Raw genomic sequence first — 16,111 nt, 5'->3', positions numbered from 1 at the left:
CTGGAGTGGGACCGGCTATTGGAATGGAACGGCTGGCCCAGAGCTTTATTCCGCGCTCGCGCGGCGCAAGGTGAATCCAAACAATAATAGATATCGAGAAAAGGCGGATAATTCAGAATGGCAATTCGTTGGGACAAACTGACCGTCAAGTCACAGGAAGCAATGCAACAGGCCGTTGGTCAGGCGACCGAGCTCGGCAACCCCGAGGTGCAGCCAGTGCATCTGTTGCTGTCGCTTATCGCCGACCGTGAGGGCGTGATTCTGCCGGTCCTGGAAAAGATAGGTGTAGCCACGGAGCGGCTCGAAACGGAGTTGCACCAGATAGAAGATCGGCTTCCCAAAGTTTCGGGATCGCAGGGACAACCGGGACTGTCCGCGAAGCTGACCAAAGCAGTGGAGCAGGCCTTCCGTGAGGCTGCGAATTTCAAAGATGAGTATGTTTCCACTGAGCATCTGCTGCTGGGAATCGCGCAACAGAAGGGCGACCCGGCGACCGATACGCTGCTCGCCGATGGTGCGACCCACGATGCGATTCTGAAGGCGCTGACAGCGGTGCGTGGCTCGCAGCGGGTAACGGATCAAAACCCGGAAGGCAAATTCCAGGCTCTCGAAAAATACGCCAAGGACTTAACCGAACTAGCGAAGCGCGGCAAGCTAGATCCGGTCATTGGCCGTGATGAAGAGATTCGCCGCGTCATTCAGGTACTGAGCCGCCGGACCAAGAACAATCCTGTGCTTATCGGCGAACCCGGCGTGGGAAAAACAGCCATCGTCGAAGGGCTGGCGCGGCGGATCGCATCGGGCGACGTGCCCGATCTGCTACGCGACAAGCGCGTTATCTCCCTCGATCTCGGATCGATGCTCGCTGGTGCGAAGTTTCGCGGTGAGTTTGAGGACCGCTTGAAAGCGGTGCTGCGCGAAATCGAAGAGTCCAACGGCCAGATCGTTCTGTTTATCGATGAGCTGCATACGCTTGTAGGAGCGGGAGCTGCCGAAGGCGCAATCGACGCAAGCAACATGCTCAAGCCGGCTCTGGCGCGCGGCGAACTGCGGGCAATCGGCGCAACCACGCTGAACGAATACCGCAAGTACATCGAGAAAGATGCTGCACTTGAACGGCGCTTCCAGATCGTCTTTGTCGGCGAACCGAATGTCGAGGATACAGTTGCGATTCTGCGCGGGCTTCGCGAGCGGTACGAGGCGCATCACAACGTCCGTATCAAGGACTCAGCCATTGTGGCCGCGGCCACGCTATCGCATCGCTACATCTCCGATCGCTTTCTGCCTGACAAGGCAATTGATCTTGTCGATGAAGCTGCAGCGTCGCTGGCGATTCAGATTGGCTCTGTTCCTACAGAGGTGGACCAACTGGAGCGTGAAGCGACATCGCTCGAAATTGAGCGTGCCGCGCTGAAACGCGAGACCGATCCGAACAGCAAGACGCGACTTGCCGAGATTGAGCGTGAATTATCGACTCTCAAAGAGCAGATCAACAGCCTGCGCGCACGCTGGCAGCAGGAACGCGGCGCCATCACGCGCATCAGCGAACTAAAGAAGCAGATGGAGGCGCTTCGCTTTGAAGCCGAAGAGCAGACCCGTAAAGGGCAGCTCGAGCGCGCGGCACAGATCCAGTACGGCGAACTACCGAGGCTTGAGGCCGAGCTGAAGAAGCTCAGCCAGCAGGATGCTGTATCCCATACGCGCTTGTTGAAGGAAGAGGTAGACGAGGAAGACATTGCCAAGATCGTCAGCAAATGGACAGGCATTCCGGTTTCCAAGATGCTTGAGGGCGAAGTAAAGAAGCTGGTGCAAATGGAAGATCGTCTGCGCGAACGTGTCATAGGCCAGGATGCGGCACTTACGGTCGTTGCAAACGCCATCCGCCGCAGCCGTGCGGGGTTAAGCGATCCCAAGCGGCCCATCGGCAGCTTTATCTTCCTCGGTCCAACAGGCGTCGGCAAAACGGAGACGGCAAGGGCACTCGCCGAATTCCTCTTCGACGATGACGCCGCTATGGTGCGCATCGACATGAGCGAGTACATGGAGAAACATGCGGTGGCTCGCTTGATCGGAGCGCCTCCAGGGTATGTCGGCTATGACGAGGGTGGCCAGTTGACTGAAGCTGTGCGCAGGCGGCCATATTCGGTGATCCTCTTTGATGAGATCGAAAAGGCACACCCTGATGTCTTCAACGTGCTGCTGCAGGTGATGGACGATGGCCGGCTGACGGACTCGAAAGGCCGAACGGTGGACTTCAAGAACACAGTGCTGATCATGACGTCGAATCTTGGAGCGAACCTGCTCCATGCCGACCTGATCCGGAATGAGCGCGACTTCGAGAAGGCATCGGAACAGGTGCTGCGCGTTGTGCGTGAGCACTTCCGTCCTGAGTTCCTGAATCGTGTCGACGACATCGTGGTCTTCCATCCGCTGGGTAATGCGCAGATGCACCTGATTCTCGATATGCGCCTGAACGATCTGCGAAAACTGCTTGAGGGCCGCGCTATATCGCTGGAGCTGACCGAACCGGCATCGCAGCTGATCCTGACTTCCGGTTCCGATGCAGCCTACGGTGCGCGTCCACTTAAGCGTGCACTGCAGCGCATGGTGCAGGACCCGTTAGCAATCAAGATTCTCAACGGCGAGATCGAACATGGCTCGCACGTGAGGATCGATGTGGACCGCAACTCGAATCAGCTCAGTTTTCACGCGATGGGCCGGGAAGCGATGGCGTAAGCGGGTTTGCTGTTGTATGCGGGGCAGGGGAATTAGCTCCCCTGCCCTTTTCTTTTTTCTTCTCAACTGAAAAGAACTGCATCAACGGCAAATCGCCGTCTATCCCAGCATCTGCTATGGTGTTAGCGATTCGCACATCCGAAAGGAAACGTCTGATGACGACGGCAGAGATTGTCGAACGCTTAATTGCACATAAGTTACTGGGGTCGGTTTCGCCGTCCGAATTGATGTGGCTGGCTACCCACGGCACTCTCCGCTGGCTTGATGCTGGTGAGCAGATCAGCGTGAAGGGCATGGAAGTGCGCAGCCTCAACATTATTCTTTCGGGGCATGTAGGTTTGTTTATTGATCGGGGCTCGGGGCCGGTAAAGGTAATTGAATGGCGCGCCGGAGAAGTATCCGGCATGCTGCCGTATTCGCGGTTGACAGTGGCGCCGGGCAATTCGATCGCAATGGAGCCGACGGAATTACTGGCAATCGAGCGCGACAAGCTGCGAGAGATGACACAGGAATGCTATGAGGTCACTTCGATTCTGGTCCACACCATGCTGGATCGTACCCGACTCTTCACATCGAGCGAGCTCCATGACGAAAAGCTGCTCTCTCTGGGCAAACTATCGGCTGGTCTTGCACATGAATTGAATAACCCCGCTGCCGCAATCGAGCGTTGCGCCGCGCTGCTGCAATTCCGTATTTCCGATGCAGAAGATGCTGCCCGAGTGCTTGCCCGCGTGGCCTTGAGTGAGAATCAGGTTGCGGCGATAGATCGGCTTCGTATTGCATGCGTCTCCAGCAAAGAAGCTTTGGAACGCGGTCCGATCGAGCAGATGACGCGCGAGGAGGAGATGGGGGATTGGTTAATGGCCAACGGTCTCGATACTCAATATGCCGACATGCTGGCCGACACAGACGTTCCCGCGCAGGCCCTCCATGAACTGGCATCTCAAGTGAGTGGCGAGGCACTCGGCGCTGCCGTACGTTGTGCTGCAGTAGGTTGCTCCATTCGCAAATTGACATCCATGATTCAGGAAGCGTCTGCGCGCATCTCAAACATGGTGACGGCGGTGAAGGGTTTCACGCACATGGATCAGGCAAATACGGCAGAGACTGTCGATCTAGGCATGCATCTCAACAACACGATTGCGGTTTTGCATGCGAAAGCAGCCCAGAAATCTGTCGAGGTTACGTTGGAGATCGAGCCTGATTTGTCCCCGGTATACGGCTTCGCGGCTGAACTCAATCAGGTCTGGGGAAATCTGATCGACAACGCTCTTGATGCAGCGAGGCCCGGAGGCAAAGTGAACGTTGTCGTTGTCGCGCAACGTGAGAACCGGCGCGTTGTGGTGAGCGTGTTCGACGATGGACCAGGCGTTCCTGTCGATATCCGTGACCGCATCTTCGACCCATTTTTCACAACAAAACCAATGGGTCAGGGAACTGGGCTCGGACTTGATATTGTGCGTCGCTTGCTACGTCACAACGATGGCGGAGTTGATCTCATTATGCATCCCGGTCAGACAGAATTTCGCGTGAACCTGCCAGTCGCTGGATCGCGGCCTGCTTAGTTGGTGCGTTTCAAAAAAAACCAGCATCGAATGTATTTATTTTTGTGCAACTGCGACGCGGGGAATCAGCTGATAGTCCGGAATGAATTGAATTTTGAGATAGCCATTGGATTGAAATAGCTTTGCTATGGCTTCTTGCTGCCCGTACCCAATCTCCATCAGCAGCCATCCACCGGGCACGAGATGCTCTCTTGCATTAGGAATAAGTCGTCGATAGACATCCAGACCATCGCCTCCTGCAAACAGCGCCAAGTGTGGTTCGTAATCGCGAACTTCTTTGGAGAGCGTGTCGCAATCCGCCATCGGCACATACGGTGGATTCGAAGCAATGATGGAAAACCTGTGTCCTGCGAGTGGGCTCAACAGGTCACCCTCCACGAGCTCAATGCGATCCGCAACATTATTACGCTCGGCATTCTGTCTCGCAGCCGAAAGTGCATTAGGCGATAAATCAGTAGCGAGGATGCGCGCCTGTGGCAGAGTATGTGCAGCAGCGACCGCGATGGCTCCCGAGCCAGTGCCGATATCGGCGATGTGCAGAGGATCTTGTTGAGGCAGGCTCTGCGCAATACGGATTACTTTTTCAACTAGATGTTCCGTCTCGGGCCGCGGAATCAGAACATCTCGGGTCACCGTGAAAGGAAGCCCAAAGAACTCGCACTCGCCGAGGATATATTGAATGGGCTCCCCCGCAATGCGGCGCGACATAAAAGCTTCAAAGGCTACCTGTGTCTCAACATCTGCTTCATCGTCAGCGTGTGTCAATAGCCACGCGCGATTGCGATCTGTCTTTTTCGCTCGGAAAGCATGCAGCAGGAGAGTCTCAGCATCCAGCCGCGCACGATCCGGATGAGGTCCGGAGCGAAGCCGCTCTTCTGCCCTGGCGAGTAGTTCGCGCACCTTCATCTCAGGCTGCTTTTTCGCCTTCCGACTTGAGCTTTTCAGCTTGGTCGTGAGCAATGAGCGCATCGACAATCGATTGCAAACGACCCTGCATGATGAGATCCAGCTGATGCAGTGTGAGACCGATGCGATGATCGGTGAGCCGGTTCTGCGGAAAATTGTAGGTGCGGATCTTCTCGCTGCGATCGCCGCTGCCTACCTGTTGTTTGCGTTCTTTTGCGAGAGCCTCGTGCTGCTTCTGCATTTCCACTTCATAGAGGCGTGATCGTAGTACGCGCATTCCTTTTTCGCGGTTCTTGATCTGCGATTTTTCGTCTTGGCAGCTCACAACCGTGTTGGTAGGGATGTGTGTGATGCGAACAGCCGAGTAGGTAGTATTGACCGACTGGCCGCCAGGCCCCGAGGAACAGAAGGTGTCGATGCGTAGGTCTTTCGCTTCAATCTTTATATCGACATCTTCTGCTTCAGGCAGCACGGCCACAGTAATCGCCGAGGTGTGGACACGCCCTTGAGTTTCGGTCGCTGGAACGCGCTGCACACGATGGACGCCGCTCTCGTATTTCATTTGCGAATAGACGCGTTCGCCTTCGATAAGTGCGATCACTTCCTTCATGCCGCCGACGGACGATTCGGATTCCGACATGATCTCGACTTTCCAGCGGTGCTGCTCGGCAAAACGCAGATACATCTTGAAGACTTCGGCTGCGAAAAGAGACGCCTCGTCTCCTCCGGTGCCTGCGCGGATTTCAAGAATGACGTTCTTCTCGTCGTTCGGATCTTTTGGCAACAGCATGATCTTGAGTTCGTTATCGATCTCCACCAGGCGCGGCTCAAGCGAACTGAGTTCTTCCTGCGCCATCGCGACGATGTCGGCGTCGCTTTCGCCAAGCATCAGCTTCGCATCTTCAATGCCTCGCTGCACCTGCTTGTACTCGCGGTACTTTTCGACGATTGCGTCCAGATCACGATGTGCCTTAGCGGCCTTCTGATAGGCTTCGCGGTCGTTCTGTATCTCAGGCTGTGCAAGTTGCTCGCTGAGTTCGTTGTAGCGGTCTTCAATCTGTTGCAAACGGTCAAACATGGGTCACTCTCAGTTCCGGTTTCCGTGCAGATCCACTGAGGAACGGAATTCGCGGGCGGTCAATCAAAATTTGGGTGCTGGGAATCGGCGCAAAAAAGGTATGTGCGGCGGGACCGCTAAAGAAGCGCCGGGATGGGCTGATGGAGCCGCATATCTTCCTGATTCATTTTAGCGCGAATCGGATGCAAAACGGCCCCTTTGTGTTGCAACTAAGGCATAACGGGAAGAAGGATCTTTGAGGCATGTGCTGGGCCGGCGATGATCGAGATCGTCTCTGCTTTATAGTCCTCCGGCCTGGCCGTCATGATGTTTGGCACGAAGGTCTGCGGATTGCGATCGTAGAGCGGGAACCATGTGCTCTGAATTTCGACCAGGATAGTGTGCCCCTTCTTGAAGACATGATCCACATCGTGCAGGCTCCATTTGAACTCGTTCATCGCGCCCGGTTTCAACGCCTCCGGGTGTTCAAAGCTGGTTCGATACCGGCCACGGAAGATCTCCATGTTCGTCATCAGTTGATAGCCGCGCATCGTCGGGTCAGGGTCGTCATCAGGATATTGATCGATCAACTTGGCCACGAAATCGCCATCGCTCCCCGTAGTCGCCGCATAGATATCGGCAATCACCTCGCCGGTAATCGTAACGTCGTGATCCGGAATCGGCATCTTCCAGAGCGCCACGTCCTTTCGCCCCGTTACAAAACGCTGATCTTCCAGCATCCAGTTAAACCACTGTGAGTCCTCGCTATATGTTGGCTGGATGGGCCGGTGCCGGTAAGGAACGGGATTCGCTGGGTCGGAAACATAGCTGATTTTGCCCGTTGCAGCGCATGGTGATCCCACGCTGATGGAGCCATCACCGCATAGATCGAAGGCTGTCGGCTTCGACTCAGATGGAGGAAAGTGTGCATACCGATGCCAGGTATTGGAACCGGTCTGGAAGCTGGCCGTATCTTCGAGATCGAATCCAGGTTCGTCCTTCAGATAGTGTCCGAAGAACTTTGCTTCAATCTGTGCGCGGTATTCCTTGCCGATCGGCTCTCCATATTGCAAGGCGCCAAGATGGCGTGATGATGACGACCAAGAACCATGCCGCCATGGTCCAAGAACCAGAAAGTTCTCGTGCTTGGTATCGTGTGGCTCAAGGCTCGCATATTCCTCCTGTGGCCCCCACATGTCTTCCTGGTCGTAATAACCGCCCACACTAAGCGTTGGAACGGTGACCGTATTCAGGTGATGCTCCACGCCGCGTGAATACCAGAAGTTGTCATACGCTGGATGATGTAAAAAAGCTTCCCAGGTCGGTAACTCTTTCTTCACTCCAGAACGCTTTACGTCCTCTGCGAAAGAGCCACGATCAAGAAAATATTCAAAGCCATCGCGCGGCTTGCCATCGGCATCTTTGCCATAGCTAACGTCTGTGTTTTCTTTGCTGGACTCAAGCCCCATCGCATAGTCGTAGCCGTATGTCTGGCGAAACGCTCCGTTGTGAAAGAAATCGTCGCCCATCCAGGTGTCGATCATCGGCGCCTGTGGCGAAATGGCTTTGACCGCCGGGTGAGGATCGATGCCTGCCATCATCGCGAGAAAACCCGGGTAGCTTGTTCCGAGCACACCGACGCGTCCGTTGTTATTGGGAATGTTCTTGAGCAGCCATGCAATCGTGTCGTAGGTGTCGGTGCTTTCATCAATCGCTTTTGGATCTCGATGATCGGCGAGAGGACGGCACATCACAAACTGACCTTCGGATTTATAGCGCCCGCGAATATCGGCTTCTACATAGATGTAGCCATCCCGTGCCAGTTCCGGGCGGCCCGCGAAAAAACCGGCTTCCGACGCGCCATCGACACCGTAGGGTGTGCGCTGCATAAGAATGGGCAATGGTCCGGGAATGTCGATGGGGGTGAGGATGACGACATGCAGCTTGATCCCGTCCCGCATGGGGATCATGGCTTCTCTGCGCTCGTAGTGGTGAAAGACGTGGCGAACCGCATTACCGGTGCGGCGCAGGGTGATGCTGGAACCGTCTCCGTAGCTAACGACGAGCTTTTTCCCCTCCGCATCGGATGTGAAGCGATAGGTAATCTTCGTATCGGGCAGATGAAATTCGGTCGTCGAATCCTCTGCCAACGGACCTGGAACGTGGCGTTCGCTTTCGACATACAATTTGCCGCTCTTCGCATAGAAGCTCAGCGGTGTGTCGGGCTCGCTGGTATTTGTGTATTCGCCGGAGACCTGATCCAGCGTCGCATCCGGAGTGCCCTGAGCCATGATGGCGGCTGATGGAGAAGGCTCGGCAATCAGAATTGAGGCAGGGATCACAGAACATGCTGTCAGCATCAAGGCTGGCATAAAGCTTAGGTTTGGCGACAAGAGAATCGATCCTCCTGGAACTGGTGGTCAGAGTAGCATGCCCTGGTGTCGCATCGGTATGCGAATATGCGTTCCCTCAAGGCCGGCAAATCCACGGCTCGACGCGTCAGAAGGCACCTGTCACACACTAAAGTTGTTGGCACTTTCCATCGAGCAGCGCTTGGAGAGTCTGTTATTTACCGGAGTAGATAACGCCTTCGTGCGCATGCACAATACCCATAATTCCACGCAAATGGAAGCCTCACATAAGCAAGAACTTACAGCAAATGCCGACAAATGGCTTTGCCATGAACTGCTTCGCAAAATGTTCCGCGAAGAGCAATCGTACGATCGGTGCCCTGTCCGCGGCAAAGCATTCCACGTGGAGCAATTTGCAAGCGCATGACGCTCCGCGCTGAATAGGGGCAACTGCTGCGAATCGACCCTAATGCGAGTGGTCGGCGTGGTTGTGGTCGTGTCCGTGATGATGCGCATGCATCGGTTCGGCGGCCATTTCATCGATAGGAACAACACACCCGTGCGTCTCGGCGCAGTTTGCATGCTCAAACTGGATGGTTGTGTGGTGAATGTGGAACTCGTCCCGCGCGATGGAGTTGAGCTTCAGCAGAATGCAGTTCGATTCAGACGGGGGAATGTCATTGATGGTCACATGACAGGCCAGTGCATGCGACTGCGATCCCAGGCTCCATACATGCAGGTCGTGAACATTGATCACGCCGTCGACACCTTCGAGGCCGGTACGGATGCTGTCCAGTTCCATGCCGCGAGGTAGCCCCTCCAGCAGAATATTCAGTGTCTCGCGGACAATATCGAACGAGCTCCAAAGAATGAGCGCAGCAATGACGAGCGAAAGAACCGGATCGATCCAGTACTGGTGCGTCCAAAGAATGCCTGCGCCACCTGCGATGACCGCTGCGGTTGAGAGAGTATCGCCCGCCATGTGCAGAAAGGCGCTACGCAGATTGACGTCCCGCGCTACGCCCCAGAGTAGTCCAGCGACTACCCCGTTCATCACAACACCCGCGGCTGCTACCCACATCATGAGCTGAGGCTGCACTGGAACGGGTGTGTTGAGCCGGTGAATGGCCTCTACACCGATCCATAGTGAAATAACGATGAGGGTCGCGGCGTTGAGAAATGCGGCCAGGACTCCGGCGCGTTGATAGCCAAAGGTCTTTCGCTCTGTCGGCGGTCGGGACTGGAAATAGACGGCGACAAAAGACAGTGCCAGCGCCAGAAAGTCAGACATGTTGTGTCCGGCTTCTGAGATGAGAGCTAACGAATGCGCACGCAGGCCAGCGATTAGCGTCACGGCCACATAGGCTAGTGTCGCCAGCATGGAGAACCAGAGTACCCGGCTTGTATTTCGCGCGCTCGGTCCGTTGGCCGCCGGCGCAGCATGCATGTGCATATAGATAGTGTATTTCGGGCTGCCATGTGGAGCAAAAGTCCCTAGCGGGAATAGACGTTGTAGCCGAGTCTTTCTGACGCTATTCTGCGCCCAAAGTGCTTGGGCGTGGTTGCGGATGATTGGCGCGGCTTGCGCGACGCCCAACTCTCCGGCTCTTTGAAGAGTACGATGTGAAGTGCATTCGATAGCGGAAAGCGTTTGTGTGAGGTGACTTTCAACCGGCGATGCGGTGACGTGCTTTCTGAATGGGGATCACCGGAGTCGGCCAGGGTACGTATGCGTCTTCGCGCAGGCCACTCCATCGCTCGGCGATTACCATGCTGTTTTCCGGGCTGCCCGGTTGGTAGCGCACGGAGCAAGGCATGCCGATCTTGATCCCATGCAGATTGAGCGGCGCGATGAGAGTTGTAATGTCTTGCGAGCACTCGTAGGTGACGCCGGAAATCTCGTACTGGAAGAGCAGCATCTCTCGAGTGGCGCCGTCTTCGGCGGAGATCTGAAAATCGTCGAGCAACATGCCATCGACGATGCGGCCAAAGCTGACCAACTTCTGACGGCGTTCCATCTCCAGCTCATCGGCAGTTGGGCGTTTGCGGTGAAACCACCAGAAGGCTGCTCCGGCGACCAGGAGCGATCCGGTCACGGTTCCGGCAATCTGCCATTCGCGGATAGAAACGTGCAACATAAGATGGCTGGCGCAGCCGGCGGACGAAAAGCGATCCTCCCCCGGGAGATCACCCAACCCGAGCATATCGCAGCTTGGAATGAAAAGGCAGTTCATAAAAAGATGCCTAGAGAGAGAAGTTGTGATTTTTACATTACCGGACGCTCGTTTGCCGCCGTCGGTGGCGGCTTTGGGACAAATCTGAGTACGCTATACTGAGAGTTACGTGCTTGTCGTCCTTGAAGGTTAGATGCTGCGGGTGCGACAGTAGAAGGAAAGTTCTTGGCTTCATTCATTGAGCGCGAAAGCGCACCCTCTATTGATTCCGTGACAAACTCAGAGAACAGGGATAAATCCGCTATGCTGGCGGAGCAAAGTGATTCCGTAGCGCAGAACGAGCGCCGCGGGCGAATAAGGTCTACGACTGTTATCTGCGTTCGCCGCAACGGTAACGTCGTGATGGCAGCCGACGGCCAGGTCACACTAGGCGATCATGTGCTGAAGCACTCGGCACGAAAGATCCGCAGGCTATATCAGGACAAGATTCTTGCAGGCTTTGCCGGTTCCACTGCCGACGCATTCACGCTCTTCACGCGCTTTGAAACCAAACTGGAGCAGTACGCAGGCAATCTGAATCGTGCTGCCGTGGAGCTTGCCCGCGATTGGCGCACCGACAAGATGCTGCGTAATCTAGAAGCGCTGCTGATTGTTGCCGACACATCTCAGACGTTTCTGATTTCCGGTTCCGGTGATGTAATCGATCCTGATGAAGCGATTGCGGCGATCGGCTCGGGCGGCAGCTATGCCACGGCCGCTGCACGGGCGTTGATCGAGAATACGGAGCTTGGAGCGCGCGATATTGCAGAGAAGGCTATGAAGATAGCCGGTGATATCTGTATCTATACGAATGACCGGATTACGATTGAGGAGCTGAAGAGCTGATCGCGCGGGGTGGACGGGGAAACGATGGCAGGTTACTCTGGCAAACCACTGCTAGAAAAGCTGGGCATCCGGCCGGAGCATCGGGTGGGTCTGGTGAGACGTCCCGCGCCATTGCCGGTGGAGCTGAGAGATGTGGCCGTGGCAGAGCAAGCCGAAGCGCTCGATGTGGTTTTGCTGTTTGCGGAGTCGCGCACGGAATTTGAATCTGCATTTGCCACATGGATGCGGAGGATGAAAGCGGACGGGATGATCTGGGTCGCATGGCCCAAGAAAGCTTCGGGCCGCAAGACGGATTTATCGGAGAACGTGATTCGCGATCACGCGCTGAAAACACCGCTGGTCGATGTGAAAGTTTGCGCGATTGACGATACGTGGTCTGGCCTGAAGCTGGTAGTTAGGAAAGAACACCGCAAGGGTTGGAGCCAGGCAACACGATAGGAAGGCTTTTTACCGGAACCAACATGGCTATTTACCTGCCCGCAACTGCCGAAGATCGAGATATCGCGCTGGAGGAATTGACTCCGCGCGAGATCGTTGCTGAGCTCGATAAACACGTCGTAGGCCAGAAGGCCGCAAAGCGCGCTGTAGCGGTTGCACTGCGTAATCGCATGCGCCGGCAGAAGCTGCCGCCAGAGCTGGCCGACGACATCATGCCCAAGAACATCATCATGATTGGCCCCACGGGTGTGGGCAAGACTGAGATTGCGCGGCGGCTTGCGAAGCTGACGGATTCGCCGTTTCTCAAAGTCGAGGCGTCGAAGTTTACCGAGGTTGGTTATGTCGGCCGCGACGTGGAATCGATGATCCGCGATCTGGTTGAGATCGCCATCGACATGGTGCGCGAGGAGCGCCTGGAAGAGGTGGAAGACAAGGCTGAGATGAATGCCGAGGAGCGGCTGCTGGATCTGCTTCTGCCGCCTCCGCCGGAAGCCCATCAGCCCGCGCAGGAAGGGCAACTGACGTTGCCGGGCACAGACAGCTACCAGCGTACGCGCGAGAAGCTGCGCACGCAGTTCCGCGAGGGCAAGCTGGATGACCGCACGGTGGAACTGGATGTACGTGAGCGCAACATGCCGCAGTTGGGCATCATATCAAGCCAGAATATCGAAGACATGGATATGAGCCTCAAGGATCTGCTGCCGAATATTTTTGGCGGCGCCGCAAAGAAGCGGAAGATGAAGGTCAATGAGGCGTTCGAGTACCTGGTGCAGGAAGAAGAGAGCCGGCTGATCGATATGGATCAGGTGACGCGCGCGGCAGTAGAACGTGTTGAGACGAGCGGCATTGTATTCCTGGATGAGATTGACAAGATTGCAGGGCGCGAAGGCGGGCATGGGCCGGATGTTTCACGCGAAGGAGTGCAACGGGATATTCTGCCGATCGTCGAAGGCACCACGGTTAACACGCGTTATGGGATGGTCCGCACTGACTATATCCTCTTTATCGCTGCGGGCGCGTTTCATGTGTCGAAGCCGAGCGATCTAATTCCGGAGCTGCAGGGCCGGTTCCCGATTCGCGTGGAGTTGCAATCGCTTACGGTTGAGGATTTCCTTCGCATTCTTACGGAACCGAAGGCTTCGCTGACCAAGCAATGCACTGCGCTGCTTGAGACGGAAGGTGTGAGGCTTGAGTTTACACAGGAGTCACTACGCGAGATGGCGGAGTTTGCGTTTCGCGTGAATGAGACTACGGAAAACATTGGCGCGCGGCGTCTGCACACCATAATGGAGCGGGTACTCGAAGAGATCAGCTTCCTCGCGCCGGATCTGGCGAGAGTCGCCAAAGATACAGATGAGGCGGAGTTAATTGCGAAGGCAGTTCGAGAGGAATCGACTGCTCCGCTGCCGTTTCTTGAACGGGAAACGCAATCGGGACCGGAGAAGGTATTTCTTATCAATCCGGAGTATGTGCGTCACATGGTCTCGGGCATCGTGAAGGATCAGGATCTGAGCCGCTATATTCTCTAGCTTCGGCAGGGACGTGAGCGGCTTTATCGCTCGTAAAGCGCTTCGAGCTTGTGCAGTGTCTTGAGCATTTCATTCAGGCTGGATTTACCGCCGAGTTGTTCGCATTGCGCCTGCAGCCTATCAAATGTGCCGATGACGCGCATCGCTGTTCGCTTGCCTGTTGGCTTGAGGCTGAGCTGGTATGCTCTCGCGTCTAACTGATCGATGGATCGTTGAATCAGGCCTTTGCTTTCGAGTGATGATACGCAGTGGCTGATGTTGCCGCGCGTGGTGCCCAATGTCTCTGCTAGTAGCGACGGCTTGACCTGTTGCGGCGCTTCAAAGAACAACGCTGCCAGGATCATCCCCTCAAGAAAGCTAAGACCATCGTGTGCGAGCAGCGATGCGGTCAGCGAATCGAAGCGACGAGCGGCTCTATTGACCGCGAAGATGGGGCTTTGTTCGAGAAAAGTGTCAATGCGCATGGAGTTCAGCTCGCGAGTTCGATAGAGATTAGTGGTTCGACGTAATGTGGTTTTGTTTAAAATAGTTGAACTACTCAACTATACAGAACAGCATCAAATCAAGCTTGCGATTTTCTTACGTTGCTTTCAGGATGGCAGAAGAATGACGGATTATCGCAAGCAATTTATTTCTTTCGCTTTCTTTCTTGTACCTTGTCTGGTTGGAAGTTGTGCGTATGCACAACAACAGACGCAAGAAGATGCGCAGCCTGCGCAAAGCAGTCTGCATGCAGAGCAGACAATGGTGGTGCTGGGGTCGGCAACGGCGATCCCTCTGGCGGAGTCGCCGCGTGCTGTTACAGTATTGCCACTAGAAAATCTTACCGGTTTAGAGCCTACGCCGGTCGATGTGCTGCGTAGTGATACCTCTATCTTTCTGGAGCAGCGTGGCGCGGGCGGCGCGCAGGCAGATGTAACGCTGCGCGGCGGAAGTTTTGAGCAAACGCTGGTGTTACTGAATGGCTTTCGCATCAATGATAGCCAGACATCGCATCATAATCTCGATTTACCGGTGCCGCTTGAAGCGATGCAGTCGATCGAGGTGCTGCATGGCGCTGGCTCGACGCTGCATGGAGCGGATGCGCTGGCCGGAGTTGTTGATTTTCTGACTGCTGCGCCGAGTTCTGGTCGGGTTGAAATCAGTACCGGGGCGGGAAGTTTTGGACTGAACGAAGAATCACTCCTGGCTGAGGCTGTACGCCACTGGTGGAGCGGCCGCGTTACTGGGAGCCACAATTTATCGACCGGCTTTATGCCGGATCGGGATTACCGCAATGAAGACGCTTCGAATGAAGATTGGTTGAGCTCACGGCTTGGGCTTACGGATTTGTTGTTTGCAGTGAGTGATCGTTCGTTTGGCGCGGACAATTTTTATGGGACGTATCCCTCATGGGAGCGAACGAAGGGTTGGTTTGCTTCTGCACGGCAGGAGATTGGCGAACATACGCATGCAGCGTTTGGCTATCGGCGGCATAGTGACGAATTTGTCCTGGTTCGCTACGATCCAGCGCTTTATGAAAACAACCATATCGACACCTCATGGCAGGCTACGTTGAGGCACAACGAGACAATCCGCTCTTCGTCGACTTTGTTGATTGGTGCTGAAGTGGATGGTGACAGCATTCACAGTAACAATCTAGGCGATCATGCACGCAACCGTGCCGCGGGGTACATCGATCTGGATCTGCATCCGGCGAAGGAAAAATGGAATTTGACGGCGGGTGCGCGTGAAGAGGGATTCTCGGGCGGCCCGACGGCTGTTTTTGCTCCGCATCTTGCAGGCAGCTATCTTGTTGCCGCGACCATTAAGCTGCGCGCCAGTGCGGGATATGGGTATCGCATTCCGACGTACACCGATCTTTACTACTCGGACCCTACGACTATTGGCAATCCGAATCTCAAGCCTGAGTCTGCGTGGAGTGGGGATGCTGGAGTGGATTGGAATCCTGGAACGAGGTTGTCAGTTGCGACCACAGGTTTTTATTCGCGCCAACATGACTCGATTGATTATGTGCGCGTTGCCGAGCAGGATCCGTGGCAGGCGGTGAATCTGAGTGGGTTGAGCTTTACTGGTGTCGAGGCCAAGGCTACGTGGAAAGTTGCGAGAAATGAGACGGTTCGTTTTGCCTGGACTGGGCTACATGGAACGCAGGGTGCGTTACACGGGCTTGAATCGGAGTATGTCTTCAACTATCCGGTGCAGAATGGACGATTTGAATGGGATGCTGCGCTTGGACGACAACTAGAGATGCACACATCGGTGCAGATAGCGCAGCGATACCTGCAGGACGCGTATCCGGTATGGAACGTGGCGTTTACTAGAACGCCGGAGAGCGGTCATTGGAAATGGCTGAGTCCGTATGTGCGGCTTGAAAATCTGAGCAACACGGGATATCAGGAGATCGATGGAGTCAACATGCCGGGACGCTCGATTACTGGTGGGGTGACGATTCGTCTCGGGTCATAGG

General features: G+C 55.4%; 13 protein-coding genes. 7 read left to right on the top strand and 6 right to left on the bottom strand.

What is annotated here, in order from left to right; translation table 11 throughout:
- The first annotated feature begins 117 nt into the window (after positions 1 to 117).
- The gene (gene clpB / locus OHL22_RS05040) at positions 118 to 2,736 is read left to right on the top strand and encodes an ATP-dependent chaperone ClpB (protein WP_263333908.1); all 2,619 of its coding nucleotides are present in this window, start codon (positions 118 to 120) and stop codon (positions 2,734 to 2,736) included.
- 155 nt (positions 2,737 to 2,891) lie between these two features.
- The gene (locus OHL22_RS05035) at positions 2,892 to 4,301 is read left to right on the top strand and encodes a sensor histidine kinase (protein WP_263333906.1); all 1,410 of its coding nucleotides are present in this window, start codon (positions 2,892 to 2,894) and stop codon (positions 4,299 to 4,301) included.
- 36 nt (positions 4,302 to 4,337) lie between these two features.
- Here OHL22_RS05035 and prmC read toward each other — a convergent pair whose 3' ends face one another.
- The 3 genes from prmC to OHL22_RS05020 form a co-directional block, all read right to left on the bottom strand.
- On the bottom strand, positions 4,338 to 5,207 hold the full coding sequence (gene prmC, locus OHL22_RS05030) for a peptide chain release factor N(5)-glutamine methyltransferase (protein ID WP_263333903.1): 870 nt from the start codon (positions 5,205 to 5,207) through the stop codon (positions 4,338 to 4,340).
- A 1-nt stretch (position 5,208) separates the two neighbouring features.
- Positions 5,209 to 6,285 carry a peptide chain release factor 1 gene (gene prfA / locus OHL22_RS05025; protein ID WP_263333902.1) on the bottom strand — a complete coding sequence of 359 codons (1,077 nt, stop codon included), beginning with the start codon at positions 6,283 to 6,285 and terminating at the stop codon, positions 5,209 to 5,211.
- A gap of 209 nt (positions 6,286 to 6,494) precedes the next feature.
- Positions 6,495 to 8,555, bottom strand: coding sequence for a CocE/NonD family hydrolase (locus tag OHL22_RS05020; protein ID WP_263333898.1), 2,061 nt, complete (start codon positions 8,553 to 8,555; stop codon positions 6,495 to 6,497).
- Between OHL22_RS05020 and OHL22_RS05015 the strand changes: the two genes are divergently transcribed.
- Positions 8,554 to 9,042: a hypothetical protein gene (locus tag OHL22_RS05015; RefSeq protein WP_263333896.1), complete on the top strand. Its 489-nt coding sequence runs from the start codon at positions 8,554 to 8,556 to the stop codon at positions 9,040 to 9,042. The two genes, OHL22_RS05020 and OHL22_RS05015, sit on opposite strands and share 2 nt — an antisense overlap.
- A gap of 39 nt (positions 9,043 to 9,081) precedes the next feature.
- Here OHL22_RS05015 and OHL22_RS05010 read toward each other — a convergent pair whose 3' ends face one another.
- Together OHL22_RS05010 and OHL22_RS05005 are read right to left on the bottom strand one after the other, a co-directional pair.
- Complete coding sequence (locus OHL22_RS05010; RefSeq protein WP_263333894.1) at positions 9,082 to 10,068, bottom strand: cation diffusion facilitator family transporter; 987 nt, start codon at positions 10,066 to 10,068, stop codon at positions 9,082 to 9,084.
- Between the two features lie 214 nt (positions 10,069 to 10,282).
- Positions 10,283 to 10,753, bottom strand: a complete 471-nt coding sequence (locus tag OHL22_RS05005) for a hypothetical protein (protein ID WP_263333892.1) — start codon at positions 10,751 to 10,753, stop codon at positions 10,283 to 10,285.
- A gap of 261 nt (positions 10,754 to 11,014) precedes the next feature.
- Between OHL22_RS05005 and hslV the strand changes: the two genes are divergently transcribed.
- Genes hslV through hslU form a run of 3 tightly spaced genes read left to right on the top strand, consistent with a single transcriptional unit; the run spans position 11,015 to position 13,641 of the window.
- Positions 11,015 to 11,674 (top strand): ATP-dependent protease subunit HslV, encoded by a 660-nt coding sequence (gene hslV, locus OHL22_RS05000; RefSeq protein ID WP_449489625.1) that lies wholly within the window; start codon positions 11,015 to 11,017, stop codon positions 11,672 to 11,674.
- Positions 11,675 to 11,698: 24 nt separating this feature from the next.
- Positions 11,699 to 12,112 (top strand): DUF3052 domain-containing protein, encoded by a 414-nt coding sequence (locus OHL22_RS04995; protein WP_263333890.1) that lies wholly within the window; start codon positions 11,699 to 11,701, stop codon positions 12,110 to 12,112.
- 23 nt (positions 12,113 to 12,135) lie between these two features.
- Positions 12,136 to 13,641, top strand: a complete 1,506-nt coding sequence (gene hslU, locus OHL22_RS04990) for an ATP-dependent protease ATPase subunit HslU (RefSeq protein ID WP_263333888.1) — start codon at positions 12,136 to 12,138, stop codon at positions 13,639 to 13,641.
- A gap of 23 nt (positions 13,642 to 13,664) precedes the next feature.
- Here hslU and OHL22_RS04985 read toward each other — a convergent pair whose 3' ends face one another.
- Positions 13,665 to 14,105 carry a MarR family winged helix-turn-helix transcriptional regulator gene (locus OHL22_RS04985; protein WP_263333886.1) on the bottom strand — a complete coding sequence of 147 codons (441 nt, stop codon included), beginning with the start codon at positions 14,103 to 14,105 and terminating at the stop codon, positions 13,665 to 13,667.
- Between the two features lie 142 nt (positions 14,106 to 14,247).
- Between OHL22_RS04985 and OHL22_RS04980 the strand changes: the two genes are divergently transcribed.
- Positions 14,248 to 16,110, top strand: coding sequence for a TonB-dependent receptor plug domain-containing protein (locus OHL22_RS04980; protein ID WP_263333883.1), 1,863 nt, complete (start codon positions 14,248 to 14,250; stop codon positions 16,108 to 16,110).
- The last annotated feature ends 1 nt before the right edge of the window (position 16,111 follow it).

It is taken from the genome of Acidicapsa dinghuensis (assembly GCF_025685685.1).
Lineage (GTDB): Bacteria > Acidobacteriota > Terriglobia > Terriglobales > Acidobacteriaceae > Acidicapsa > Acidicapsa dinghuensis.
Note: the sequence above shows the minus strand (reverse complement) of the source record. Positions and strands in the feature narration are given on the sequence as shown.